The 26,247-nt window shown below is 59.0% G+C and carries 24 protein-coding genes and 1 pseudogene; 7 read left to right on the top strand and 18 right to left on the bottom strand.

What is annotated here, in order from left to right:
- Positions 1-28: 28 nt before the first annotated feature.
- Positions 29-958 (bottom strand): FAD-binding protein, encoded by a 930-nt coding sequence (locus HU729_RS16760; protein WP_186666242.1) that lies wholly within the window; start codon positions 956-958, stop codon positions 29-31.
- Positions 959-1,708 (bottom strand): electron transfer flavoprotein subunit beta/FixA family protein, encoded by a 750-nt coding sequence (locus HU729_RS16755; protein ID WP_186711010.1) that lies wholly within the window; start codon positions 1,706-1,708, stop codon positions 959-961.
- 540 nt (positions 1,709-2,248) lie between these two features.
- Here HU729_RS16755 and HU729_RS16750 point away from each other — a divergent pair.
- Positions 2,249-3,913: a 4Fe-4S dicluster domain-containing protein gene (locus tag HU729_RS16750; RefSeq protein ID WP_186711009.1), complete on the top strand. Its 1,665-nt coding sequence runs from the start codon at positions 2,249-2,251 to the stop codon at positions 3,911-3,913.
- 67 nt (positions 3,914-3,980) lie between these two features.
- Here the strand turns inward: HU729_RS16750 and HU729_RS16745 are convergent, their stop codons facing one another.
- The 10 genes from HU729_RS16745 to yfcF form a co-directional block, all read right to left on the bottom strand.
- Entirely contained in the window at positions 3,981-5,792 is a 1,812-nt protein-coding gene (locus HU729_RS16745; RefSeq protein ID WP_186711008.1) for an ABC transporter ATP-binding protein/permease, read from the bottom strand.
- Positions 5,793-5,886: 94 nt separating this feature from the next.
- On the bottom strand, positions 5,887-6,495 hold the full coding sequence (locus HU729_RS16740) for a Fic family protein (RefSeq protein ID WP_186666250.1): 609 nt from the start codon (positions 6,493-6,495) through the stop codon (positions 5,887-5,889).
- Between the two features lie 3 nt (positions 6,496-6,498).
- Entirely contained in the window at positions 6,499-6,666 is a 168-nt protein-coding gene (locus tag HU729_RS16735; protein ID WP_186666252.1) for a YhfG family protein, read from the bottom strand.
- A 96-nt stretch (positions 6,667-6,762) separates the two neighbouring features.
- The gene (locus HU729_RS16730; RefSeq protein ID WP_065861968.1) at positions 6,763-6,966 is read right to left on the bottom strand and encodes a formate dehydrogenase subunit delta; all 204 of its coding nucleotides are present in this window, start codon (positions 6,964-6,966) and stop codon (positions 6,763-6,765) included.
- Complete coding sequence (gene fdhF, locus HU729_RS16725) at positions 6,963-9,851, bottom strand: formate dehydrogenase subunit alpha (RefSeq protein WP_186711007.1); 2,889 nt, start codon at positions 9,849-9,851, stop codon at positions 6,963-6,965. The genes HU729_RS16730 and fdhF overlap by 4 nt, the downstream gene beginning before the upstream one ends.
- Entirely contained in the window at positions 9,848-11,398 is a 1,551-nt protein-coding gene (locus tag HU729_RS16720) for a formate dehydrogenase beta subunit (protein WP_186666256.1), read from the bottom strand. The genes fdhF and HU729_RS16720 overlap by 4 nt, the downstream gene beginning before the upstream one ends.
- On the bottom strand, positions 11,395-11,877 hold the full coding sequence (locus HU729_RS16715; protein ID WP_186666258.1) for a formate dehydrogenase subunit gamma: 483 nt from the start codon (positions 11,875-11,877) through the stop codon (positions 11,395-11,397). Before HU729_RS16715 ends, HU729_RS16720 begins: the two co-directional genes overlap by 4 nt.
- 494 nt (positions 11,878-12,371) lie before the next feature.
- Entirely contained in the window at positions 12,372-13,613 is a 1,242-nt protein-coding gene (locus tag HU729_RS16710) for a M20/M25/M40 family metallo-hydrolase (RefSeq protein WP_186711006.1), read from the bottom strand.
- A 137-nt stretch (positions 13,614-13,750) separates the two neighbouring features.
- Positions 13,751-13,951, bottom strand: a complete 201-nt coding sequence (locus tag HU729_RS16705; RefSeq protein WP_054895552.1) for a hypothetical protein — start codon at positions 13,949-13,951, stop codon at positions 13,751-13,753.
- A 900-nt stretch (positions 13,952-14,851) separates the two neighbouring features.
- Positions 14,852-15,484 carry a glutathione transferase gene (yfcF, locus tag HU729_RS16700; RefSeq protein ID WP_186666262.1) on the bottom strand — a complete coding sequence of 211 codons (633 nt, stop codon included), beginning with the start codon at positions 15,482-15,484 and terminating at the stop codon, positions 14,852-14,854.
- Positions 15,485-15,841: 357 nt separating this feature from the next.
- Here yfcF and HU729_RS25875 point away from each other — a divergent pair.
- Positions 15,842-16,180: pseudogene (locus tag HU729_RS25875) on the top strand (GNAT family N-acetyltransferase); the annotation flags it as partial.
- 282 nt (positions 16,181-16,462) lie between these two features.
- Positions 16,463-16,873, top strand: coding sequence for a hypothetical protein (locus HU729_RS16695; RefSeq protein WP_186711005.1), 411 nt, complete (start codon positions 16,463-16,465; stop codon positions 16,871-16,873).
- A gap of 194 nt (positions 16,874-17,067) precedes the next feature.
- On the opposite strand, the gene umuC is transcribed toward HU729_RS16695, so the two are convergent.
- A complete protein-coding gene (umuC, locus tag HU729_RS16690) occupies positions 17,068-18,339 on the bottom strand; it encodes a translesion error-prone DNA polymerase V subunit UmuC (RefSeq protein ID WP_186711004.1) in 1,272 nt (423 codons plus the stop codon).
- Entirely contained in the window at positions 18,329-18,757 is a 429-nt protein-coding gene (locus HU729_RS16685) for a S24 family peptidase (protein ID WP_054926109.1), read from the bottom strand. The genes umuC and HU729_RS16685 overlap by 11 nt, the downstream gene beginning before the upstream one ends.
- Before the next feature lie 106 nt (positions 18,758-18,863).
- Between HU729_RS16685 and HU729_RS16680 the strand changes: the two genes are divergently transcribed.
- The 3 genes from HU729_RS16680 (at position 18,864) to HU729_RS16670 (ending at position 21,311) form a co-directional block, all read left to right on the top strand.
- The gene (locus HU729_RS16680; RefSeq protein WP_186711003.1) at positions 18,864-19,577 is read left to right on the top strand and encodes an SOS response-associated peptidase family protein; all 714 of its coding nucleotides are present in this window, start codon (positions 18,864-18,866) and stop codon (positions 19,575-19,577) included.
- 193 nt (positions 19,578-19,770) lie between these two features.
- Entirely contained in the window at positions 19,771-20,565 is a 795-nt protein-coding gene (locus tag HU729_RS16675) for a hypothetical protein (protein WP_186711002.1), read from the top strand.
- A gap of 197 nt (positions 20,566-20,762) precedes the next feature.
- Positions 20,763-21,311 carry a hypothetical protein gene (locus HU729_RS16670; RefSeq protein WP_186711001.1) on the top strand — a complete coding sequence of 183 codons (549 nt, stop codon included), beginning with the start codon at positions 20,763-20,765 and terminating at the stop codon, positions 21,309-21,311.
- A 20-nt stretch (positions 21,312-21,331) separates the two neighbouring features.
- Here the strand turns inward: HU729_RS16670 and HU729_RS16665 are convergent, their stop codons facing one another.
- From HU729_RS16665 to HU729_RS16655, 3 genes are read right to left on the bottom strand one after another with little or no spacing between them, the layout of a single operon-like run.
- Complete coding sequence (locus HU729_RS16665; RefSeq protein WP_186711000.1) at positions 21,332-21,850, bottom strand: lysis system i-spanin subunit Rz; 519 nt, start codon at positions 21,848-21,850, stop codon at positions 21,332-21,334.
- Positions 21,847-22,485, bottom strand: coding sequence for a glycoside hydrolase family 19 protein (locus HU729_RS16660; protein ID WP_186710999.1), 639 nt, complete (start codon positions 22,483-22,485; stop codon positions 21,847-21,849). Before HU729_RS16660 ends, HU729_RS16665 begins: the two co-directional genes overlap by 4 nt.
- Before the next feature lie 24 nt (positions 22,486-22,509).
- On the bottom strand, positions 22,510-23,433 hold the full coding sequence (locus HU729_RS16655) for a contractile injection system protein, VgrG/Pvc8 family (RefSeq protein ID WP_186710998.1): 924 nt from the start codon (positions 23,431-23,433) through the stop codon (positions 22,510-22,512).
- Positions 23,434-23,553: 120 nt separating this feature from the next.
- Between HU729_RS16655 and HU729_RS16650 the strand changes: the two genes are divergently transcribed.
- Positions 23,554-23,829, top strand: coding sequence for a pyocin activator PrtN family protein (locus tag HU729_RS16650; protein WP_186710997.1), 276 nt, complete (start codon positions 23,554-23,556; stop codon positions 23,827-23,829).
- Between the two features lie 1,073 nt (positions 23,830-24,902).
- Here HU729_RS16650 and HU729_RS16645 read toward each other — a convergent pair.
- Positions 24,903-26,021 carry a site-specific integrase gene (locus HU729_RS16645; protein ID WP_186710996.1) on the bottom strand — a complete coding sequence of 373 codons (1,119 nt, stop codon included), beginning with the start codon at positions 26,019-26,021 and terminating at the stop codon, positions 24,903-24,905.
- Between the last annotated feature and the right edge of the window lie 226 nt (positions 26,022-26,247).

Below are 26,247 nucleotides of genomic sequence, written 5' to 3'. Positions count from 1 at the left end.
GGGCTTCTTTATAAGTGAAGCGCTCGGATCAGACCAGCTTTTCCAGCTCCGGCACCGCCTCGAAGAGGTCGGCAACCAGGCCGTAGTCGGCCACCTGGAAGATCGGGGCTTCTTCGTCCTTGTTGATCGCGACGATCACCTTGGAGTCCTTCATGCCCGCCAGGTGCTGGATCGCGCCGGAGATACCGACGGCGATGTACAACTGCGGCGCGACGATCTTGCCGGTCTGGCCAACCTGCATGTCGTTCGGCACGAAGCCCGCGTCGACGGCGGCACGGGAAGCACCGACCGCAGCACCGAGCTTGTCGGCCAGGGCGTACAGATGCTTGAAGTTGTCACCGTTGCCCATGCCACGGCCGCCGGAGACGACGATCTTGGCAGCGGTCAGCTCGGGACGATCGGACTTGGCCAGCTCTTCGTTGACGAAGGCCGACTTGCCAGCATCATGGGCAGCAGCCACGGCTTCCACCGCAGCCGAACCACCTTCGGCGGCCACGGCGTCGAAGCCGGTGGTACGCACGGTGATGACCTTGACCGCAGCGCTCGATTGCACGGTGGCAATGGCGTTACCGGCATAGATCGGGCGCTTGAAGGTGTCGGCGGATTCGACCGAGACGATCTCGGAGATCTGGTCGACGTCCAGCAGCGCAGCAACGCGTGGCAGGATGTTCTTGCCGTTGGTGGTGGCCGGGGCCAGCACGTGGCTGTAGCCCTTGGCCAGCTCGACGATCAGGGGCGCTACGTTTTCAGGCAGGGCGTGGGCGTAGGCGGCGTTGTCCGCAACCAGCACCTTGGCAACGCCCGCGATCTTGGCAGCGGACTCGGCGACGCCACCGACGTTCTGGCCTGCGACCAGCACGTGCACATCACCACCGATCTTGGCGGCAGCAGCGACAGTGTTCAGGGTAGCCGGGGCAACGGCACCGTTCTCGTGTTCAGCGACAACCAGGATAGTCATTTAGATTACCTTCGCTTCGTTCTTCAGCTTCTCGACCAGTTCGGCCACCGACTTGACCTTGATACCGGCGCTGCGTGCAGCAGGCGCTTCGACTTTCACGGTCTTGGTGGTGGAGGCGGTGGATACGCCCAGCGCGTCTGGAGTCACAGTCTCCAGCGGCTTCTTCTTGGCCTTCATGATGTTCGGCAGCGACGCGTAGCGCGGCTCGTTCAGGCGCAGGTCGGTGGTGACGATCGCCGGCAGGTTCAGCGCGACGGTCTGCAGGCCGCCATCGATCTCGCGGGTGACGTTCAGCTTGTCGCCAGCCACTTCGACCTTGGAGGCGAAGGTGCCCTGGGCGTAGCCGGTCAGCGCAGCCAGCATCTGGCCGGTCTGGTTGTTGTCACTGTCGATGGCCTGCTTGCCGAGGATGACCAGCTGTGGCTGCTCTTTATCGACGATGGCCTTCAGCGCCTTGGCCACGGCCAGGGAGTTCAGCTCCTCGGCGGTCTCGACCAGGATGGCACGATCGGCACCCAGTGCCAGGGCGGTACGCAGTTGCTCCTGGGCAGCGGTCGGGCCGACGGCAACGGCGACGATCTCGGTCGCAACGCCCTTCTCTTTCAGGCGTACGGCTTCTTCCACGGCGATTTCGCAGAAGGGGTTCATGGACATCTTGACGTTTGCAAGGTCGACGCCGGAGTTGTCCGCCTTGACGCGAACCTTGACGTTGTAGTCGACCACTCGTTTGACAGCTACAAGAACCTTCATGGATTCCTCGTTACTCTCCGGTGAAAAGAATGTCGCCTGGGGCGTGCCCGGCGAATGCGCGTGGGTACAAGGACACCTCTGAAAACGTTCCGGGTCGAGCGAAATTTGCCATGACCGATCAGTCCTGTGCGGACTTGCGGGGCAAAACCCGCGGGTCATTTCCTGTCGTGGCGTGTAGACTCCACTACAAAAAGGGTTTCGGCCTGTATTCCCTGCTCTACGCCTGGTTTTTAGAGGTGCACCTGCGCCCGACGGTCAGCCTACGGCGAGCGTAAAACCGCTCGTATCTTGACCGTAACACCCAATCCGGTCAATACGGCAAATTGGCCAGCCTCCAGCCGCCCTCCTGTGATTTTACTGGGCTGCGGCAAATTCAAACAAACGTTTGTATTGGACCCGCCAAGTGGTGTAGATATAATGCGCGGCCAAGACAAAACGGTGTAGTCCGCCACCGGCACGGCTACAGCTGCCCCGACCGTGAGCGGGCATCCGACACCCATAAGACAAGCAACGCGATGAGCCTTGAGTAGGAGAGAACCTGTGGAACGCGAATACATGGAATTCGACGTGGTCATCGTCGGCGCAGGCCCGGCGGGCCTGTCTGCCGCCTGCCGCCTGAAGCAGAAGGCCGCCGAAGCCGGTAACGAGATCAGCGTCTGCGTGGTCGAGAAAGGCTCCGAGGTCGGCGCCCACATCCTCTCCGGTGCGGTCTTCGAACCCCGCGCGCTGAACGAGCTGTTCCCCGACTGGAAAGAACTCGGCGCCCCGCTGAACACCGAGGTCAAGCGCGACGACATCTATGTGCTCAAGGACCAGGGCAGTTCGGTCAAGGTGCCGGACCTGTTCGTGCCCAAGACCATGCACAACCAGGGCAACTACATCATCTCGCTGGGCAACCTGTGCCGCTGGCTGGCCCAGCAGGCCGAGAACCTGGGCGTGGAAATCTATCCCGGCTTCGCCGCCCAGGAAGCGCTGTTCGACGAAAACGGCGTGGTCCGTGGCATCGTCACCGGCGACCTGGGTGTCGACCGCGAAGGTCAGCCCAAGGACGGCCTGTACACCCCCGGCATGGAGCTGCGCGCCAAGTACACGCTGTTCGCCGAAGGTTGCCGCGGCCACATTGGCAAGCAGCTGATCAAGCGCTTCGACCTGGACAGCGAAGCCGATGTGCAGCACTACGGTATCGGCATCAAGGAAATCTGGGAGATCGACCCGAGCAAGCACGAACAGGGCCTGGTGGTGCACACCGCCGGCTGGCCGCTGGATGTAGTCAGCGCCGAGAACACCGGCGGCTCGTTCCTCTATCACCTGGAGAACAACCAGGTGGTGGTCGGCCTGATCGTCGACCTCTCCTATGCCAACCCTTACCTGTCGCCGTTCGACGAGTTCCAGCGCCTGAAGCACCACCCGGTGATCAGCCAATATCTGGAAGGCGGCAAGCGCATCAGCTACGGCGCCCGCGCCATCTGCAAGGGCGGCCTGAACTCGCTGCCGAAGATGGTGTTCAACGGTGGCGCGCTGATCGGTTGCGACCTGGGCACCTTGAACTTCGCCAAGATCAAGGGCAGCCACACTGCAATGAAGTCCGGCATGCTGGCCGCCGATGCAGTGGCCGACGCCCTGTTCGCCGGCAGCGAAGGCGGCGACGCCCTCAACAGCTACGTCGAGGCATTCAAGGCCAGCTGGCTGTATGAGGAGCTGTACGCCAGCCGCAACTTCGGCCCGGCCATGCACAAGTTCGGCCCGCTGTTCGGAGCAGCGTTCAACTATGTCGACCAGAACTGGTTCGGCGGCAAGCTGCCCTTCACCCTGCACGACACCAAGCCGGACTACGCCTGCCTGAAGCTGGCCGCCGACGCCAAGAAGATCGACTACCCCAAGCCCGACGGCAAGCTCAGCTTCGACAAACTCAGCTCGGTGTTCCTCTCCAGCACCAACCATGAAGAAGAGCAACCCTGCCACTTGAAGTTGACCGATCCGAACGTGCCGATCGTTACCAACCTCCCGCTGTACGACGAACCCGCGCAGCGTTACTGCCCGGCCGGTGTCTACGAGGTGGTCACCCAGGAAGACGGCAGCAAGCGCTTCCAGATCAACGCGCAGAACTGCGTGCACTGCAAGACCTGCGACATCAAGGATCCGTCGCAGAACATCACCTGGGTCACCCCAGAAGGTGCCGGCGGCCCTAACTACCCCAACATGTAGGGCCTGCGCCATATGAAAAAGCCCCCTGGCAGCGATGCCAGGGGGCTTTTTCGTCTACGGCTGATGCTCAGGACAGCACCACCGCGTCCTGCTCGAACAACGCCCATCCACCCTGGCCATCGACCTCCAGCCGGTGGCTGTGGAACCCGGCCAGCGTGCTGCGATGCCCGACACTCACCAGCAAGGTTTCCGGCATTTCGTTGCGCAGCAGCGAATACAAGGCATGTTCCAAGCCTTCATCCATCGCCGAGGTGGACTCGTCGAGGAACACCACATGCGGCTGGTTGAACAATAATCGCGCAAACGCCAGGCGCTGCTGCTCGCCGATCGACAGGATGCGCGTCCAGTCGCGGCTTTCCTCGAGGCGCTCGGCCAGATGCGCCAGGTTCACTTGCCGCAATGCCTGTTGCATCCGCGCATCCTGATCCTGGCCGACCTGGGCCGGGTAGGCGATGGCGGTGCGCAGATCCCCCAACGGCAGGTACGGCCGCTGCGACAGGAACAGCGCCTGCCCACCCAACGGCCGCGCGACCGCCCCTTCTGCATAAGGCCACAATCCCGCCAGGGCCCGAAGCAGCGTGGTCTTGCCGCTGCCCGAAGGCCCCTTGATCAGCAAGGCCTGCCCGGCCTGCAGCTTCAGGCTCAGGTCGGCAATCAAGCGGTGGCCATCCGGGCGCAGCACCTGCAGGCCAGCGATATCCAGGGCCCGCGGCAGCTCGCGGGTAGCCACGTGCGGCAGCTCGCTGGCCTGGTGGTTGGCATCGAGAAAACCGGTGAGACGATCGAGGGTCGCGCGGTAGCTGGCAAAGGTGTCGTAGGACTCACGGAAAAACGACAACGAATCCTGCACTTGTCCGAACGCCTGCGACGTCTGCATCACATCACCCAGCTTGATCGCTCCGCTGAAGAAACGCGGCGCCTGCAGGATGAACGGGAACACCACCGCGACCTGGCTGACACCCAGGTTGAAACCATTGAACTTCAGGCTCCGCCAGACCAACGACCAGACATTGCCGATCAAGGCGAAGAAGCGCCCGAGCAACGTGCCCCGCTCAACCTGCGCGCCCTGGTAGAAGGCAATGTTCTCGGCATTCTCGCGCAAGCGCATCAGTGCGTAGCGAAAGTTCGCCGTGAGCTTTTCGTTGAGGAAATTCAGGCGAATCAACGGCCGCCCGAGGCGGAAAGCGATCCAGGTGGCGATGAGCACATAGACATAGACCGCAAACACCATCGCCCGCGGCACCTCCACCCCGGCAACCGCCAGTGGTGCCGACAGCCCCCAGAGAATGCCGGTGAAGGCCACCAGCGAGACCAACGCACTCACTGCCCCGAGGGCCAGCGACACCGAGCCGGAAACGAAGGCGTTGACGTCCAGTTCGATACGTTGGTCAGGGTTGTCCACCGGCTCATCTAAGAATTGCCCGCGGTAGTAGGCATCGCCATGCATCCAGTCGGCAGTCAGGCGCTCGGTCAGCCAGACCCGCCAGTGGATGTTGAACGACTGGGTGACGTAGTAGTTGAACAGTGAACGCAGCACATGAATGGTTGCCAGTACCGCGAATACCCCAAGCAGGTACCAGAACGCCGTCTGGTCCAGGCCCTGCAGGGCGCTATAGAAACCGTTGTACCAGAACGAGAACAGCACGTTCATGCGCACCGAGAACAGCGCCAGGAACAACAACAGTGCAAAAACGAGCAGCGGGCGCCAGCTGCGCCTGAAACTGAAGTACTCACCCGCCAACTGCCAGAACTGCTGGCCCCAGCGGGTGAAGCGCACCGCCAGGAAAGCGGCGGCGGTGAAGCCGACAAGTGTGATCAATGAAGCGACTGCAAGCCAGCTCAGGCTCTCTTGCAGGGCCTGGTGCCAGTTCATTTCCATGGTGGGGTTTCCGTGGCGAGTATTTACTCGAGCCTAGCACCGGGCGAGGTTGGCGAAGATGACGGAGGTTTCATGTTGGGCGTCGCCATGAACGCTAAACCGGCGACAAGCCGATGACGGTCCGCCCGATGCACCTGTCGAAAACCGCTTCCAGAGGCGAATAATCGCAAACAACTGCCGCTATGTTCGCAGCCACCCACTCATCAGGCTCGACCGACCACCAATCGATTTCAAAACCCGCGTTCAAGATCACATGTTCGTAAAGAATCCGCTGAGCTCGCCCATTTCCCTCGCGAAACGGATGGACCATGTTCAAATCGCCAAAGCTTTCTGCCACAGCGTGAACCAGATCCGCACGCGAATAGCCCTCATACCAACCTTGCTGTGCAAGGCTGCGGAATACTTTTGAAGCTTCGGCTTCAATGCGGCTCACATTGCAGAAACGTGTGCCGCCTTTGGAAATATCGAGCGTGCGAATTTCTCCAGCCCACGCATAGATATCCTGAAAAAGCGCGCGATGAAGCCTCTGGAGATAGGGAAGATCGTAAGGAGGGAGCTCGAATGGGAGCTGACTGGCAGCGAGCTCGGAAAAGTCCCGCTCGGCCCTGGCAAGCGCTGAATCATCACGAAGATCAAGCAGATTGCACAGGACGACCGTACCGGGATAACAGTAGGCGTCCTGTCCGACACCATACTTGTCCAAAGATCAATCCTGCTTGCGGTAATGACGCAACAACTCTTCCTTGGACGGGAGCTTACGCTCCGCGGAGTCAGGCGTGACATCAAACCCCTCAAGCCGCAGACTGGCTGCGTAGTTCGAGCGGCGAGTTTTTTCCCAAGCTGCTCTTTTGGTTTCCAAGCTGATGCCTTTCACCGTTCAACGCCTCTCACGGGGTGATGGAAGTTCGATTATAGCGAAATCGGCCAATACCTGCGCGGCCTCGGCATGGGCGATGCCGAGGCCTGGTAACTACCCCAACGCCTCCCGCACCTTCGAATCGAGCCCTTCCCCCGCATGGGCCTCGATCCACTCGCTCAACTGACGCCGCATCGCCGGGGTCCAGAAGCTGTTCAGGTGTTGTCTCACCCCCTGCACCGCCAGCGCCCGATCAGGCTCGCTGTCGAAATAGTGGGCGATCTGGTTGGCCATCTTGACCAGGTTGTCACTGCTCATCGGCGCACCTCGGCTTTTTCCTGGTCTTCGGCCTTACGCCGCTCCTTGAGCAGGCGCTGCTGTTCGTCACTGAAATGCTGGTAGCGCTTCTGCCATTCCGAGGGCTGGAAGACTCGCACCACCTCAACCGCCGTGACCTTGTACTCGGGGCAATTGGTGGCCCAGTCGGAGTTGTCGGTGGTGATCACGTTGGCGCCAGACTCAGGGAAGTGGAAGGTGGTGTACACCACGCCTGGCGACACCCGCGCACTGACCCGCGCACGCAAAACGCTCTGCCCCGCACGGCTGCCCACGCCAACCCAGTCGCCGTCGCGGATGCCGCGGCTTTCGGCATCGCTGGCGTGGATCTCCAGACGATCCTCATCGTGCCAGACAACGTTGTGGGTGCGACGGGTCTGGGCGCCAACGTTGTATTGGCTGAGGATGCGGCCGGTGGTCAGCAACAACGGATAACGGGCATTGACCTTCTCGTCGGTGGGCACATAACCGGTGAGCATGAATCGCCCCTTGCCGCGCACGAACTGGTCGATGTGCATGGTCGGGGTGCCGTCGGGCGCGGCCTCGTTGCACGGCCATTGCAGGCTGCCGCGGCGGTCGATCTCGGCATAGCTGACGCGGTGGAAGCTCGGCGTCAGGCGGGCGATTTCGTCCATGATCTCGGACGGGTGCCGGTAGTCCATGCGATAGCCCAGGGCATTGGCCAGGGCCACGGTCGCCTCCCAGTCGGCCTTGCCGGCCAGCGGCTCCATCACCTTGCGCACCCGCGAGATACGGCGTTCGGCGTTGGTGAAGGTGCCGTCCTTTTCCAGGAACGAACTGCCCGGCAGGAACACATGGGCGAACTTGGCGGTTTCGTTGAGGAAGATGTCCTGCACCACCACGCACTCCATGGCCATCAGTGCCGCGGTGACGTGCTGGGTGTTCGGGTCGCTCTGGGCGATATCCTCGCCCTGGCAGTACAGCGCCTTGAAGCTGCCGTCGAGCGCGGCCTCGAACATGTTGGGAATACGCAGCCCCGGGTCGGGCTGCAAGGTCACGCCCCAGGCCTGCTCGAATTCGCTGCGCACCGCCTCGTTGGAGATGTGCCGGTAGCCCGGCAACTCGTGGGGGAAGGAGCCCATGTCGCACGAGCCCTGGACGTTGTTCTGACCACGCAACGGATTGACGCCCACGCCTTCGCGACCGATGTTGCCGGTTGCCATGGCCAGGTTGGCGATGCCCATCACCGCGGTGCTGCCCTGGCTGTGTTCGGTGACGCCCAGGCCATAGTAGATCGCCGCATTGCCGGCGCCCGCATACACCCGCGCCGCCTCGCGGATCTGCTCGGCAGGCACGCCGCACACCGGCCCAAGCGCCTCGGGTGAATTCTCGGCGAGGCTTACGAACTCACGCCAACGCGTGAACTCGGCACTCTCGCAGCGCGCGTCGATGAATGCCTGGTCGAGCAGCCCTTCATCGACGATCACATGGGCCAGGGCATTGAGCATGGCGACGTTGGTGCCCGGACGCAGTTGCAGGTGCAACTCGGCGCGGGCGTGGGGCGAGTCGACCAGGTCGATGCGGCGCGGGTCGATGACGATCAGCCGCGCGCCCTGGCGCAGGCGGCGCTTGAGTTGCGAGCCGAACACCGGGTGAGCGTCGGTCGGGTTGGCGCCGATCACCAGGATCACGTCGGCCTGCATCACCGAGTCGAAGCTCTGGGTTCCGGCGGATTCGCCCAGGGTCTGCTTCAGGCCATAGCCGGTCGGCGAATGGCAGACCCGCGCGCAGGTGTCCACGTTGTTGTTGCCAAAGGCGGCACGCACCAGCTTCTGCACCAGATAGGCTTCTTCGTTGGTGCAACGGCTGGAGGTGATACCGCCGATCGAATCGCGCCCGTACTTGAGCTGGATGCGTCGGAACTCACTGGCGGCATAGGCCAGCGCCTCATCCCAGCTGACTTCCTGCCACGGGTCTTCAAGGCGCTTGCGGATCATCGGCGTGGTGATGCGATCCGGGTGAGTGGCGTAGCCCCAGGCGAAGCGCCCCTTGACGCAGGCGTGGCCGTGGTTGGCGCCGCCGTTCTTGTCCGGGACCATGCGCACCAGTTGATCGCCCTTCATCTCGGCGCGGAACGAGCAGCCCACCCCGCAATAGGCACAGGTGGTGATTACTGCGCGCTCCGGCTGGCCGAGCTGGACCAGGCTCTTCTCGGTCAGGGTCGCCGTCGGGCAGGCCTGCACGCAGGCGCCGCACGACACGCACTCGGAGGCGAGGAAATTCTCGCCTCCGGCCGCCGCCACCCGCGACTCGAAGCCTCGGCCACTGATGGTCAGGGCGAAGGTGCCCTGAATGTCTTCGCAGGCACGTACGCAGCGGCTGCAGACGATGCACTTGCTGGGCTCGTAGTCGAAGTACGGGTTGGAGACGTCCTTGGCCTCGTTGAGATGGTTGGCCCCGTCATAGCCATAGCGCACTTCGCGCAGGCCCACCTGGCCGGCGACCGTTTGCAGCTCGCAGTTGCCGTTGGCCGAGCAGGTCAGGCAGTCCAGTGGGTGATCGGAGATGTACAGCTCCATGACATTGCGCCGCAGGTCGGCCAGCCGCGGCGTCTGGGTACGCACCACCATGCCTTCGCTGACCGGCGTGGTGCATGAAGCCGGATAGCCGCGCATGCCGTCGATCTCGACCATGCACATGCGGCATGAGCCGAAGGCTTCGAGGCTGTCGGTGGCGCACAGCTTGGGGATGCTGGTGCCCAGCAGCGCGGCAGCGCGCATCACCGAGGTGCCTGCTGGGACGCTGATCGCGCGGCCGTCGATGTTCAGGCTGACCTGTACTTCACTGTCGCGGGCAGGCGTGCCCAGGTCGATATCGCTGTTGGCGGGGTCGAAATAATGGATCATTGGGCGGCCTCCGGGCTGGCCAGACCGAAATCGGCAGGAAAATGCTTGAGGGCGCTGGCCACGGGGTAAGCGGTCATCCCGCCCATGGCGCACAGCGAGCCGTACTGCATCGTGTCGCACAGGTCACGCAGCAGGTGGGCCTGATCCTCGCGCGCAGCAGGATCGCTGCTGGCGATCAGGCGATCCACCACTTCCATCCCGCGGGTCGACCCGATCCGGCACGGCGTGCACTTGCCGCAGGACTCCTCGGCGCAGAACTGCAGGGCGAAGCGCGCCATGCCAGCCATGTTCAGTGTGTCGTCAGCGACCACCACACCGCCATGGCCGATCATCGCGCCGATGGCGGCGAAGGCCTCGTAGTCCAGCGGCGTATCGAACTGCGACGGCGGCACCCAGGCGCCCAGAGGGCCGCCGACCTGCGCGGCCTTCAACGGACGACCACTGGCGGTACCACCGCCATACCCCTCGACCAGCTCACGCAGGGTCAGGCCAAAAGCCCGCTCGACCAGCCCGCCCTGGCGCACATTGCCCGCCAGTTGGAACGGCAAGGTGCCCAGTGAACGGCCCATGCCAAAGTCGCGATAGAACGCGGCACCTTTTGCCAGGATGATCGGCACAGACGCCAAGGTCAGGACGTTATGCACCAGCGTCGGCTGGCCGAACAGGCCCTCGAGCGCCGGCAGTGGCGGCTTGGCGCGCACGATGCCGCGCTTGCCTTCGATCGACTCCAGCAGCGCCGTCTCCTCGCCGCAAATATAGGCGCCAGCGCCCACACGCACCTCGAGCTCGAACGCCACGCCGCTGCCAGTGACGTCCAGATAACCCGCTTCGCGGGCCAGCATCACGGCCTCGTTGAGCACACGGATGGCGTCCGGGTATTCGGAGCGCACATAAATGTAGCCCTTGCTTGCGCCGACAGCGAGGCCGGCGATGATCATGCCTTCGATCAGCAGGAAGGGATCGCCCTCCATCAGCATGCGGTCGGCGAAGGTGCCGGAGTCGCCTTCGTCGGCATTGCAGACAATGTACTTCTGCCCAGCCGGCGCCTGGCGCACGGTGCGCCACTTGATGCCGGCCGGGAACGCGGCCCCGCCCCGACCACGCAGGCCGGAATCGAGCACTGCGGCAACCACTGCATCGCCGTCCATCAATGCAGCCTTGCGCAAGCCCTCGAAGCCGCCATGGGCCTGATAGTCGTCCAGCGACAACGGGCGGGTGATACCGGCGCGCGCGAACAGCAGGCGCTGCTGGGTCTTCAGATAGGGGATCTGTTCGACAGGGCCCAATGCCAGTGGATGCTCGCCCCCCTTGTCCAGAGCCTCCAGCAGGCCCGGCACATCTTCCGGCATGACCGGCCCGAAGCCCAGGCGCCCTTCGGCGCTTTCGAGCTCCAGCAATGGCTCGAGCCAATACAGGCCACGCGAGCTGGTGCGCTGGATCTGCAGCGGCAGTTGCCGCTGTGCAGCCTCACGTTCGAACGCCTCGGCGACCTGGTCGGCGCCCACTGCGCGAGCCAGCGAATCGCAGGAAATACACAGCTTGATCATGCGCCCGCCTCCACCCTGCAGCTTTTCACCAAAGCCTGCAGACGTTCGGGCGTGAGCCGCGCATGCACCTGGCCGTCCAGCTCCAGCGCTGGCGAGCAGGCGCAAGCGCCGAGGCAGTACACCGGGCGCAGACTCAATGCTCCGTCGGCAGTGGTGCCATGGTCGTCCAGCCCGAGCTGTTCGCGCAGTTGCGCGGCCAGGGCTTCGGCGCCGCGGCTCTGGCACGACTCGGCGCGGCACAGGCGCAGGGTGTGGCGTGCCGGGGGCGAAGTGCGGAAATCATGGTAGAAGCTGATCACCCCACGCACCTCGGCGAGGCTGAGGTTCAGCGCATGGGCGATCTCGGGGACTGCTTCATCGGGTACATGGCCCAGGCCTTGCTGGATGGCGTGGAGGATCGGCAACAGCGCACCGGGCACCTCCTTGTGGTTGTCCAGCACACGCTGGATCAAGGGCAGGTCAAGCGTCTCTTCAGGCATACAGCGGACCTCGGCAACCCGGATCCGCCCGAGGGTGCGGGCAGGTGTCCGGCGGTGTTCTGCTGTGGCGTTCCGGGCCCGTCACGGTCACAGGATCACGGTCGCCTTCCTCGTCCAAGCCGGTGCGTCTGTGCGCACTCGGTCGTCGGACATCCTGATAAGAATGGCACCGTTGCCGGGAAACGGTAGCGTGCAAACGACAGGGCGCATCCTGAAACCGACGCGAGCGACATTACGCATCCGATCAGTTGCACTGAGGCAGTGTAGTGATCTATGCCGGACACCCCTTTAGGCGAGAATACTCGCCATAGACAGGTGCCTGATGACCAAGCAACGTCGCACCTTTACCCCTGAGTTACCGCCCGCGGCTACAAAGCCTGCAATACGCTGCCCGCCCCCTATGGGAGCGGGCTCGCCCTCCAAGCAGCCACCCCGCAAATCAAACCGGCATAGCCATTGATCCCAGGACAGTAAACACCTGAGCCTACGCGCTCTTACTTCGCCGCCTCGGACAATTGCTGGATCAAAGCCACTGTCAGATAAAGCCTCGGCGCGATGCTCGACAGCTCGATGTACTCGTCATCGGCATGCAATCCCGCCCCCACCACGCCCATGGTTTCAAGCACTGCCGGCTTCTCGCTGCCGGGCACGTAGGCATAGCCCGCATCAGTCCCGAAACGCATGGCAATCGGCTCGATATTGCGATCGATCTTCGCGTAGAGCGTCTGGGCGGTTTTCGCCAACTGCTCGGAGCCGGCGTTCTTCGCCAGCGGCGGGCGGCCCTTGTCGAGGCGCACCGTCACTTCGGTGCCCTCGATGAGTTTCTTCTGTACGAGCCGTTGCGCGTCGGCCAGCACCCGGTCGCTTTCGCTCAGGTCCGAGTAGCGCATGTCCGCCTCGGCCGTGGCGCTGGCGGGAATGATGTTGCGCTTGTCGCCCGCCTTGACCATCGTCCAGTTGACCGTGGTGCCTTTGGCCGGGTCGCCGAGGTCCTTCAACTGCAGCATCTGGTGGGCCAACTCCATGGCGGCATTACGCCCAGCCTCGGGTGCGGACCCTGCGTGGGAAGACTTGCCTTTCACTTCGAGAAATACGCCATTGATGCCATTGGTCGCGACTGTTACCGCGTCCTTGTCCGGCGGCTCGTACGAGAACACGTAGTCATGCTTGCGCGCCAGTTCCGCGATGATCGCCTTCGAGCCGCTGGAGCCGGTTTCCTCATCCGGGTTGAACAGTACGGTCAAGGTGCCGAAACCTTTGAACTTCTCGTCCTGCAGCAGCTTCAGCGAGTGCAGGATCATCGCCACACCCCCTTTGGCATCGGCCACGCCAGGACCATAGGCACGCTCGCCCTCGACCTTGAACGGCCGCTTGGCCGCAGTGCCGGGCAGGAACACCGTGTCGTAGTGGACCATCAGCAAGAACGACTTGCTGCCGGTGCCCTTGAAGGTGCCAACGATGTTGTCACCCGCCGACGGGCTGGCCGGGCTGGTCTTGACCTCGGCACCCAACGCCTTGAGCCGCTCGACCAGCAGGGCGCTGACGGTTTTCAGCCCCGGCGCCTGGCCGGTTCCGGTGTCTACGTTCACCAGTTGCTTGACGGTGGCGAGATAGGCCTTCTGCTCGGCTTCGGCCTTTTTCAATAGCGCGTCGGGAGCCAGGTTGGCGGCGAGTGCGGAAAACGACAGGAATGACAAGGCGATGGCAGCGGCGATCGATGAGCGTCGGATGGGCATGCGAAGTCCTTTATCAATGCAAGGGGAACCTGCAGCTTTGACCATCGATGGCGCTGGCGCCAGCTTTGTAGACCATTTGATGAAGTGCAGGCCATTGGCCTTGATCCACGAAGCCCCGCGATTGCGGGGCTGGGAATTCAGGCAAAGACCTTGATTGTCAGTGCGGTGATGCCCGCCACTGCTGTCACCAGACCGGTCGCGATACCGATCGGGTACCAGAAGGTTTCTCGGGTCAATTTGCCTGCTTCGGCATTGAGCTTGCGAGTCTCTGCCATCAGTTTGGCGATCTCGACGTGAATCTTTTCCGCTTCGGCTTGGGGCATGTCGTATGGATGCATGAGTCTTCCCTTCGGATGCCGGCTGTTTGTGGGTTTCGACATGGCGCGAGTTGATTGAGGCGAACAATCTATCGTAAGGCGGATGCTCGGCAAAGTCAGCGGGAAGCTATCCAGACCGTAGGGGGTTTCGCGGGCAATGTTTCCCTGACGGACTGACCATCGGGGCCGCGGCAAGCAAGGCTCTACAGGCAAATACCTGGTGCTCTTGGTAAACTGGCGTCTTGAACGCCTCCTGTGCGACTCTGTTGGTATAGCGCCCCGAGCGAAAAGCACAACGCGACAAAATTGTTGGTATTCGGTATTGAATACGTTGAACGAACGGACTGCATCACAAGCCTCAAAGCCACAAACCACGCGCCCTGAACCCTCCCGCCGGTTCAGCGTTGCACCCATGATGGATTGGAGTTCTACTTCCTAGGCTCTGTATGAAAAACCTTGATACTCGGTGATGCTGCGTTGAAAACAGCCTCGGAATGCTCATTTACAACCCGTAAACTCCGCTTCCTCGGCTGTTTTCGCCTTGCCTGACCTTCGTCTCAAGGCTTTTCATACAGACCCTAAAGCCCTTTCAGTTCAAGGCTTTCCGCCAAGTCATCCTGACTACGTAACAATTTCGTACCACCCTTGCGTGTCTACCCAATCCGCTTTAGGCCATAACTCCTTGGCCGATTCACTTGTGAACGCCATGGGTGACCACTTTCGACCCAGAGCTGCCTTTCGCAGAGGGCTGCAAGCGACCATAAGTGAGCAGCTGCATTACATCCCCAGGCAATGGCCTTGCAACAACTTATCAGAATCGTTGGCCGTCCACTGCCAGTCGAAAAAGCAGGTCTGGACTGAACGCCGCCCCTTATTCGCGACGCTCTGCCATAGGCAGTTCCAGGTCGAAAGCCGGTGCCGCTACAGCGGAGGTCGCTCCAACTGAACCCACTCCTGCACGGTCGGACGCTGCCATTGTCGCTGAGCATAATCCTCTAGTCGAACGGGAAGGCGATCTCCATTTAGTAACAGTCGATTCAGCATCAAAGCGAGATCGACATCGGCGATAGACCATTCGCCAAAAAGGTAGTCCGGGCTATCGTCCAGCAGCAGTTGCGCTGCCTCCACCAACTTTTGCGACGAGGACTCAGCCGAGACTGACAAAGCACCGTATTTAACGCCGTAGAACACGCCAAGCGTGGAGCGCTCCTGGCGGATAGGTAGCAAATCACTTCGCAGCCAGGCTTGAACTTGCCGCGCCTTGGCACGTTGCAGCGGGTTTGTCGGGTAAATCGGCGCCTGAGGGAACAGGTCTTCCAGGTACTCGGTGATTGCGGATGATTCAGACAATGCAAATTCGCCATGCCTCAGAGTGGGTACTCTCTGAGTCAGCGAAAGACGGGAATAGTCCCGTGCATGATGCTCCAGTGTGTCCAGGTCAAGGGTATTCATCTTGAACTCGATTCCCTTTTCACGAAGCGCCACAAAACATGACATGGCGTAAGGGCTGGTGAATTGAGCGTCAACGTATAAGCACAGCCTTGAATCGTTCATACCGTCATCTCCATATGCAGGAGAAACTACGATAGGGGTTCAGGTGCTATAAATAAAATTCATGTTTTTTATAGAGCCATTCCTGTTAGGAATGCCACAGAATTTCAAAATGGCTTTGTGCGGGGGACAATGGCGGAACTGCACGGGCCGCTGGGTTTTCTGCTGCATCATTACCGCTCGCGAGTATTCGTGGCTTGTCCTCCATGTGAGGGAGGACAAGGATGGTCAGTTCGACTCAGACGCGCTTACCGACCCATTGCCGCCTGTGGTGACGTTTCGCAAATCAGGCAACGGTGGACACAAACAGGCCCGGTGCAGATAATCAAGGCCTCACAGGGATGCCCAGGAACGACTGGCATGGATTGTCTTCCGACGCTGATCACAGATCGGCTGGTTCCCACACCCCTTCAGTTAAAGGATTCATCCATCATCCAAGAGCTGTTCCCCTGCTGGAAGGTGGTTCGCTACTTGGATCGTTGTGTCCCATGGCCGTAGCCAGAAGACGGGGCTCTGATCTATGTCCGAGATATCGCCCTGCCTGCCATCGCAGCGGATCGTGAATGGCACTGGATGATCCGCATGCGCAACGATGCTGGCTGCACCCTGAGTAGCATCAGTTTGTATGATCAGCCTGGAAACAACAGAGGCTTCTGGCTCGTACCACAATGCTGGATTGGGCAGCTGTTTTCTAAAGACCTTTATTCATGAAGCCTACAAACGACAACTCCAACCTTTGTACCAATGTTGTACCACCTGCTTTGAACCCCTCCCCTGATAGCAGCCTAGTCAACGCGCCTGCGGCATGGGGATTTGAACCTACTCTCAAAAACTCCATGTAAAAAGAACCAACCTATGAAGTTAAAAGATCTCACCGACACCTTAATGCCTATGTTAGATGATGCACACTGGACTGAGGAAGCAATGGCGTGTGACGACAACCAGTTTACCTGACACGCCTATATCCGAAGTGTCTTCGCGATGATCGAAGGCACTACCTGGGTTTTAAAGCAAACCTTATTGAAAGCTATAGAGATAAAAGGGAAGACATTCCGCCCGGGGGAGTACGAGCTCTCATCAGACAGGAGCTACGAGCTTAAGGAAAACGGAAACATAAAAGAGCAGACCAAATTCCTAAAGCTTCCAGACAATATCAGATTTACCTACAAAGCCTTGGGAAAATACACTAAAACAGAGTTTGACCTTGGGGTAGGAACGACCGCCTGGGAGAACTTTCTAGAAGCCCTTAAAGTCAGAAACAGAATTACCCACCCTAAAAACACTTCCGAATTCTCCGTATCCAATTCGGAAATTGCCATCTGCCAGCAAGTTACGTCTTGGTTTAACCTTTTGACGCTCCAATCAGTAAAAGTATTGTTCAAACACCCTTGAAACCTTAGCCAGAACCGGACACAAAGCTCATTTCTTGCACACCCCGATTGTGCCGGAGTATTAACGAGAAAAAGCGCCCAAGCCCTATATACAAAGGACTTGAGCGCTTTTTTGCGTCTGCAGGCCAACCCCCTCGAGCGGAATACAGGAGCATCAAATGGCGCTAGGTTTGCCTCCATTTTTGCCCCACCCTTCTACCGAACTCGCCACAATTGGCCGATCTGCGTGGTATATGACCCACTCATCAGCTCGCGGCGCATCCCCCAATCGGGGCTGCGGGGGACGCTGCCCGCCCTCATTGTCCCTTGCCCATACCGCTCGTTGATCTGGTCCACCACCGACATCAGTTTGTCACTCGCCACAGGCTGCGAGATCGCGAATAGATCGTCCGTGAACTCACCTGGCTGTCGTAAGTCGAGTAGTAACACTTCGGCCTTGCTGTACCGGTAGCCCGCCCTGAAAACACGCTCTACTGCACTGGTCGCCGCCCTGGTGAGCAGCAGCGTGTCGTTCGTGGGGTAAGGCAGCTCCACAAGCGCTCCCTGCGCATGGTGCAGCTCATCAGGGTTGAACATACCGGTACGGATACTCACTCGCACACGCTTGCATACCGAGCCCTGCGCCCGCAGCTTTTCAGCCGCTCGCCCGGTATAGGTGGCCACGGCCTGCTTGATCGGGGCAAGCTCACTCAGCCGCTTGCCGAACATCCTGCTGCAGCAGATCTCCTGCTTCGGTGGCGCCGCCTCATCCAGCTCGAGGCAGGGAACGCCAGCCAGCTCGCGCGCGGTCTTCTCCACCACCACGCTGAACTTGTCTCGCAACATACGCGGGTCAGCCTTTGCCAGGTCCATGGCTTTCTGAATCCCCATGCTCTGCAGGTGCTCGGTCATCCGCCGTCCAATACCCCACACTTCCTTGACCTCGGTATTGCGTAGCACCCAGTCACGCTCGAAGTCCGTCGTGATATCGACCACGCCGCCCGTGTGCGCCTGCAGTCGCTTTGCGGTGTGGTTGGCGAGCTTCGCGAGGGTCTTGGTGCGGGCGATGCCGACACCGACCGGTATGCCGGTACGCTGCAACACCTTGGCCCGCAGGTCGCGGCCGAACTGGGTCAAGCTGCCCTGCACACCTGTGAGATCGGCGAAGCATTCGTCGATCGAATAGACCTCAGCCGCGGGCACCATCGATTCGATGATCGACATTACGCGCTCACTCATGTCGCCATACAGCGCGTAATTGGAAGAGAACGCCACCACGCCGTGCCGCTTAAGCCTCTCGCGGCATTGGAAGTACGGTTCTCCCATCTTCACGAACGGTTTGGCGTCGTAGCTGCGTGCGATCACGCAGCCGTCGTTGTTGCTCAGTACCACGATAGGGGTTTTGGCCAGATCCGGCCGGAACACGCGTTCGCAACTCGCGTAGAACGAGTTGCAATCGATCAACGCGAACACCTGGTCACTGCGCATGATCACGCACGCTGTAGCGAACAACACCCCAGATGACCAGGTCGTCGCCTTCCATCACGTACCGGGGCGGATAACTGGGGTTCTCGGACTGAAGCATCACCACCCCACCTCGCCTATGCAGGCGTTTGCAGACAGGCTCAGCGTTGATCGCAGCGATCACAATGTCGCCATGCTCTGCGTCCTTGCTACGGTCTACGATAAGAAGGTCGCCGGAGAAAATGCCAGCACCCTGCATGCTGTCACCCTCCACCTGCACCAGGTACACATGGGGCGCCCGCAGCTCGAATAGTTCATCGAGCGAGATGTGACGCTCCAGGTGATCCGCCGCTGGCGAGGGGAAGCCTGCAGGCACTCGAAACGAGTACACGGGCAGCAATGCAGGGCCACCGGTCGGGACTCCCAGGAAAGTGATGGTCATGAGCGGTCATTCCAGATAAATAACTGTATATACGTACAGTTAACTGTCAGATCCTTCTTGCGTCAACGCGAGGCGCGCGGGAGCCGACGAACGAGCGAGGTGAGGTATGTGCGGGCGTTACTCGATCTACGAATCCATGGACAACTACTTGCGGCAGTTGAGCCTCGACCTGGTCGTAATCAATGGCTATGACCACGAGCAGATCAATCGATACAACGTCGCCCCATCCACCCGAGTGGAGATAATACGAGCGGTACCAGAAGGGTTGAGGGTAGATCGAGTGAAATGGGGATGGGCGCCGTTTTGGGCGAAGGGGAAGCGTCCTGACCCGATCAATGCGCGGGCAGAAACGGTGGTGACGGGGAAGTTCTTCAAGGCGCTATGGCCGACAGGCCGAGCCGTGGCGCCGGCGAATAGCTGGTACGAGTGGATACCCGACGCAGCCGACCCGAAGCGCAAGCAGCCCTATTACATTCACGCGAAAAGCGACGAACCGCTATATTTTGCGGCCTTGACGGAGGTCTATGGAGGGCTCGAGCCTGATGACCGCGATGGATTCGTGATCATTACTGCGTCCGCCGACGAAGGCTTGGTCGACATCCATGACCGCAAACCGCTGGTACTGACGCCTGCGATCGCTAGAGAATGGCTCACCCCTGCCACAACAGCCGCTCGAGCCGAGGAGATCGTGCGTGAAGGCTGTCGACCAGCCGCTGACTTTGCCTGGTATCCAGTCAGCAAGCAGGTCGGGAACGTTCGCAATCAAGGGCCTGAACTCATCGAACGGGTATTCCTGCCGCCCCCAGACCAACTGCGCTGAGCGGCTCATCTCAATTAGAGGAAGACTACCTTGCCAATAACGTCGGCGTTCTGTTGTTAGAGTGGTGAAAGGCCCACAGACGGATCAGCCCCTTCGGCCATGCTCATATTGTCAGATGCATGTCAGAGTGATATTGCTCTCCACACCGAGGTCAGTTGAGAGTGTACCGACGATGTTGCTCGCTAAAAGCTGCATGAAAGCACACAACATTAAGCATGGAACGTTGAAGTTAGGCACACTTCATGAGTACAGAGAAACGGAAATAGAACATATTGCGGACCGACATGAGGGGTATCTGCGATTTAGCTTAAATTTTGATGGAGTCGTAAAGCTTCCGTCACGCTGGTTTAACACATTGGCAGCTGGTGCGGTGCAGTTCGGAGGTGGAGCTGCCATGTTCTTCCCAGGACACACTGACGCTCACTTCGACCATCTATACCTAGTGGAGTCTGATGAGGAGACAGTAACTCTCAAAGACTCCAAAGCAGTGATCGAGAGAAAGTCTCTGAACGGCTTTGTCTATTGCATGTCACTGGTTAGAAAAAGCCGTGACTGTATTGGAATTTTCCCTGAATATGATGACGCCTGGTTTCTGCCCGAATCACGGGCCTTGAACTTCGGTGTACTGCTCGGAGGAATGCTGCATAATGCAATTATTGCTGGAAGGGCATCCGGCAGGCATTTAGTCCCTGAGCACCTCAACCTGGAAAGCCTCTCAGTAAACTTAGAGGCAGGCCCGGTCGAGTATCAGGAGAGGGAGATTCATGTCATAAATTCTAATACCTTCAAGTTAGAGGAATTCCAGAGCAGAATGGCACGCATCGCCTTTACCAAACCGCCAATCCCCTTCGCAAAAGAGAAAGAATACCGATTCAACTACACTATCGTTTCGGAGAACCGGATCATTGAACCACTCGTGAAATTTGCTATCCTTGACGCTTCCCCTCTGCAAAAACTAATTTTACATATCGACACGCGAAATTCCTAAGGGGGGGGAGGGGTAAAACTCCCTTTGAAGTGAGAACGCGTCAGAATAACTGCCCTAGGCGAGCCGGCCGCGCGGTTTGTGCACAAGGCAGAGGCCACGGCTGGACTTGCAGGTAGGGTCTGCGGGTTCGGTGGACCGGGCTGGATGTTGACGCATCCGCCCGGCTCGCCTCTTTTCACTAGATCAAGGAGCCTCCCGTGGAAGATCAGGTAAAAAAAAATCTAAGGAAACTGAAGTTAGAAACCGCAGAGCTTTTCGGAAAACTAAAAACAGAGATACCGCTGGCTTTGCTCTTGGGGACGTTCCCACTGCTATTGTTTTCGTACTTCAAGAGGGATGTAGACGAGATACTGGGCGGATTATTGGCAATAGGACCATTGGTTTATTACTCAGTTTTTTTGCTAGCCCCTTACGCTCTCGTGCTGATCATCAAGCACACCGTCCGCCTCAGCTTCGACTCTACCAGGGATAAATTAAACTATATCCACTTAATTGTTGACGAAGTCGGTCTAGGCTTCCTAACCATTACGAGAACAGCATTAGGCGCTATTATTGGAATCCTGATCCTATTGCACTTTTCTGACATAATATCTGGCACACCCAAGCAAATTGCGAACACATATGTCAACGTAGCATTTTTAACGATATTCAACTGCCTTGGAGCGCTAATTAAGGACTGGGCAAATAAAGGAATAAATAGGCCTCTTGAGCGAAACCCTATAAAGCTGGGCAAAAAACTCTACTGACCTCTAAATCCAAAGCTCGCCTATTTTGACAAGTCACGAGCATATTGCTGACAGGCTTTCAAGGCGATGATTGCTCGGTCACCTTCGTCGGTGATGGCGATAATTCGCTGAGCATGCGCTCGGTCAAGGTAGGCGCGTACGGGGTCATGAACCACGCCTGCGGGGCCGGTGGCCTCTGGCAGCCCACAGCCACGGTGCGGGGTTGAGGTGACGTCGAGTAGGACTGACAACCGCTGATCAGCAGTAGCAAGCCGGTCACGCAAACGAGCCTGTGTGCTCTGTGCATCGTTCAATTCCTTCCAGTGGGTTTCAGCCGAGGCAGCCAGACGCGCCTCCAGCTCTTCGCGCTTGTCCTGGTGGACCTGCATCTGGTCAATTACCGCAGCCGCTGCGGCTTCGCGCTCGGTCTGGTAGCTCGCGGCCTGCTCTGCAAGCTCCTTGCCATAGCGAGTGTCCTGCCACATCCAGGCCCCACGGGCGCCCGCGTAGGCGCCCAGCAGCAGAGCAAAGATCACCAGCCGTGCATTGGGCGAGATCATTGCAGCACCTCAAGTGCACGCTCATACAGCGCCTTGCGGCCATCAAAGCCGCTGGTACCGCCGTTAATGCGTTTGGTGATCGCGAGCAGATCACCCTTGTCAGCCAGGCTGTTCAGACCTTCTTTCTGCCAGAACCAACCCGCCGACAACGCGGCGTACACAGGATACTCGAGAAGCTCCGGCGTGTTCAGCAAACGGCTGTCGCCGAACAGCGCTTCGCTGCAGGCGGCGTAGTTGTTCCGTCCGGTCACTTGGATCAGCCCGCGACCACGGAACAACCAACCATCCCCGCTGGCCTCCGGGCGGTTGCCCATGCGACCGCCGTACGCCGCGTTGGCGAAGCGCTCAGGCTTACCGGCCAGCTCATCGGCGCGCGGAACCAGCGAACGCCAGCGGCTGCCTTCAGGTGATGCCTGGCCGATCTGACGGATACGGTCTGCCCGATAGTTGAGGCTTTCGACCAAGGTGCGCAGTTGACCCGACTCATGTCCGATCTGCGCAATGAAGGCCGCCATGCGCTGGCGACCGACAATGCCGTACTTGCCCATCGTTGCATTCAGGGCAGGAACAAAAACGCCAGCTTGTCGGCTGGCGTTGGGGAGGATCTGCTGCAGTTGCTTTTCTGTGACTGCCATGGTGTGAGTGTCCTTTGAAAATGGTCAGGTAGGTCCAACGTCCACTATGCGCAGTGGCTTGGTTGCTTTTTTCTTCTTGCCCTTGGCTTTCGCCTTGCCCTTCTTGCCGCCGTTGCACTCGACGACCGTGGTCCAGCCTGAGCCGTTGAAGGTGTGTTCAACGCCGTCCACCAGGTACTCGCCATCCAACCCGTTCTTGAAGCCCTGGGCGTTGATCGAGCGCTCGGCAAACAGATCGGTTCGTCCCATCATTTCCAGCCGCACCCCGGCCGTGCTTCGGTTGAACGCGGCCAGGCGAGCACGCGCGGCCTGCTCGGCGGCTTTCTGGTCTGGGTAGACATGCCGGTCGGTGTGCACCGCAGAGATCCCGACGGGTGCGTCGTCGTTGCCCAGCTCCACTATCTTGAGGGCGCCAGTCTTCTTGTCCTGGTGCTTGGTCTTCACCGCCTTCTGCGCGCTGCGGTCACCCAGGCGGAACGAGTAACGGGCAACGTCCTGGCGCCTGATCACCACCGCACCAAATGGCTTGCCGCCCGGCGTGGCACCGCCTTGACGGGGCATCACCAGCAGCTGGCCGTTGGCGACCTTGGCTGTGCAGTCGTACTGCTTGGCCAGCCGAGTCAGAAAGTTGAAGTCCGATTCGTTACGCTGATCGACACGCGGCACCTTTGTCTGCACGTTGCAGCCTGGCTTCCAGCCGTTGCGCGCCGCCACGTCGCTGACGATCTGCGCGAGCGGCACGTTCTCCCAACTGCCGCTGCGCGTGGTCTTGCCGCTCCCGCGCATGTCGCTTGCCTTGCCGCGCAGTGTCAGCGTATCGGGCGGTCCAGTGAGCTCCAGCTCATCCACCGCATAGCTGCCCAGGCGTGCCAGCGCCTGCCCCTCATACCCGGGAGGTTGCCGCGTGCGAGTACAGATCGGTAGGAGTACTACCGAGGTGGTGGCCAAAGGTCATGCTTCTACATGGTGGTCGCGTCCCGGTTACATCCAAGCGAGCAGGAATCCCACCGGTAAAGCCCTCACCACTCCTCACAGCGCCGGTAGTGAGGTAGTGAAGGAGGTACTTCCATGAACACTGCTTTCTTGTTGATGGCACAATACAACGGCATGGCGATTATCTCGCTAGAAAAAATATGCGCCGACTACTTTACGCATCTCACGCCGCTTGTCTTTCAACGCAAGGTACTGGCGGGGGAAATCAAACTGCCCATTACCCGCCTGGAACCAAGCCAGAAAAGCGCAAGAGGCATCCACATCGCCGACTTAGCGCTGTACCTAGATCAACAACGAGAAGCTGCGCGCAAAGAATGCATGCAACTTAATAAAACCCTTCACAGCAAATAACCAACTCGACCCTGCAAACAAGCTAAAAAAATGTCAGCCTACCGCATGAATCGTCAGATCATATTCAGCTCAACGTTGAAAATCGGGAATTGCTGGTTGATTAGGCCGTGGGACGGCCACAAGTTTTAAATTTATTGGCGTTAGCTGGAGACCACGCTTCGAAATCAAGGAGGTCGAAGCGATGGTTGCCCAAGACACTGCCGCCGCGTTGGACCATTACTCCAGCGTGAGTTTACGTGCACCACTTCATCACAGCCTTCGCGGCCTCGTACCAACGTACAAGACATACCACAGCCGCAAATGCAGTCCAAATGTACGGCAGGATATATTCGGTAGCATAGGAAGTTGTGATCCAGATTTTGAGCCTGGATAGCCAAACGCATATAAAGATCAGTAAGTACGGGCAATTTATTGCAACTTGACAAGTGAGCGTAGACTCAGTTTTACCATCATCGTTACGTACTAAACAGTATGCGCTATAGGCAAAGACACGCCTTACCCCCCTACTATACCTGCGACCCTCAGACGGCTGATTGTAAGTTTTAACCTCTACTGATTCGACTATACACTTTACAAGACGCTTTTTTACATCAGAGGAAGAGTACACACTACTCTGGTCTAAGACTTTTTCAGCGATTCTCCGCTTGGGCACCCATCGCGCGAATTTTAGCATCAAAGCACTATAACAGCTCTTATACGCTGGCAAAGCAGCGTACGCAACATCCGGCCTATACTGAAAAAACCTCAGACCAAGATAGAGATTTATTATAAGGGCGACCATCCAAACATACTCTGTGTTTCTCGTAAAACTAACACTGGTCCCTAGCAAGGAGACAGATGTCAGATCTGCCCCAAAGAACCACAGAAGAATAATACTTGACGAAAACACAAGCAACCAGCCGCGTACTTTTGGAAAAGATCCTTCATCGAAATCGGAACTCACTCAAACCTCCATGTGGAAAAAAACATGCACTTCACCTCTGATCCTACCGGATGCTATTCCCCAATGCTGAAATCCTAACGGCCGGCCGAAATAAACTGAGACTATCGACTTGTCATTGCTCATGACAGCATTATACCCGCGCTCCGAGAGCAACCGGAGCAGAGATGATTCGCGCCAGCCAATCCCACGCCTTATATCGATCACCTCGTCCGCGAAGATGGGTGTAACGTCGCAACGAGTTCCAATCGCGATGCCCCGAAACACTCGATACGCGGGGAATATCCCAATCCATTTCGAACAACCTGCTAACCCCTTCGTGACGCAGATCGTGAAAATGCAGGTCTTTCACTCCAACCATCTTGCATGCCCTTGACCACGCCGTGCCGATTGAATCAGTGTTGTAGGGGAAGATCTCATTGCACTGACGCGGCATGCTTTGCACAATCGCCCAAGCCTCATCCGGTAGATGGCACCACACATCGTTACCGATTTTCTGCCCTGGATTCTTCATGTCCCGCACTTTCACCGCTTGGCGGTGCTCGTCCAGATCCTCCCACATAATGCGAGCGATCTCGTCCATACGGCGCGTAGAAAAGATGGCAAACGCCACGACCTTAGGCATGTGAATGACAGTCGGGCGCCGTGCAAGTATCTCGAAAAAGTGTTCAAGAACCTTGTCGAGCTCTTCGAGCGTTGGCCGGCGATCCCGCTCTCGACTTTTCATGTTATAGCCGAGGCGCTTCAGGACCAAGCGGGCGTCGGGCATGGCTTGGGGATTGATCTCGTAGCCCCACGCCGCCCGGGCTAGCGGCAACACTGAACCCAAGTGAGCCAGATCATTACCGGCTGTCTGCGGTTTGATAGCACCACCATCAGGGCTCATACGCCAGAGGGCATAGTCCACCAGCAGCTGCTGAGAGATGTCGGAGTCGACCACCTCCCCTAGGGAACTGTTCTTAATAGCCAAGAGTGTTTGCCGCTTCGTCTTGCCCAGCGGCCGGGCTTTCTCGGCTTCTACCAGGTAACGGTCGATCATATCCTTAACTGTATGCCCCACGCGGTTCGCCCGCTCGATTGCGCCCGGCTCCGACAATTCCGTCTCGCGTCGCTTCGCCCAAGCCACGGCCGCCTGTTTGCGGGCGAACGTCTGGCTCTCTTGGTAGACTGTGACCTTGTCGCGATTGATGCGAATCTGGACGGTGTAGCTGGTGGTGCCATCGGCTTTCTTACGCAGTCTGATCGTTGCCATAGGGAATTGGTACACACCTAGTGTCGCTTGGTACATTGTACCAAGCGCTTGGTAAATACGCCTCAAAACCCCCGAAAATCGGTATGAAACACGTTGAACGAAAACACAGCAAAACTAGACTCTAGACCCCACACCACGCGTCCTGAGCCATCCCGCCGGTTCAGCGTTGCACCCATGATGGATTGGAGTTCTACTTCCTAGGCTCTGTATGAAAAACCTTGATACT

Source organism: Pseudomonas sp. RW10S2, from assembly GCF_014268985.1.
Classification (GTDB): Bacteria; Pseudomonadota; Gammaproteobacteria; order Pseudomonadales; family Pseudomonadaceae; genus Aquipseudomonas; species Aquipseudomonas wayambapalatensis.
Note: the sequence above shows the minus strand (reverse complement) of the source record. Positions and strands in the feature narration are given on the sequence as shown.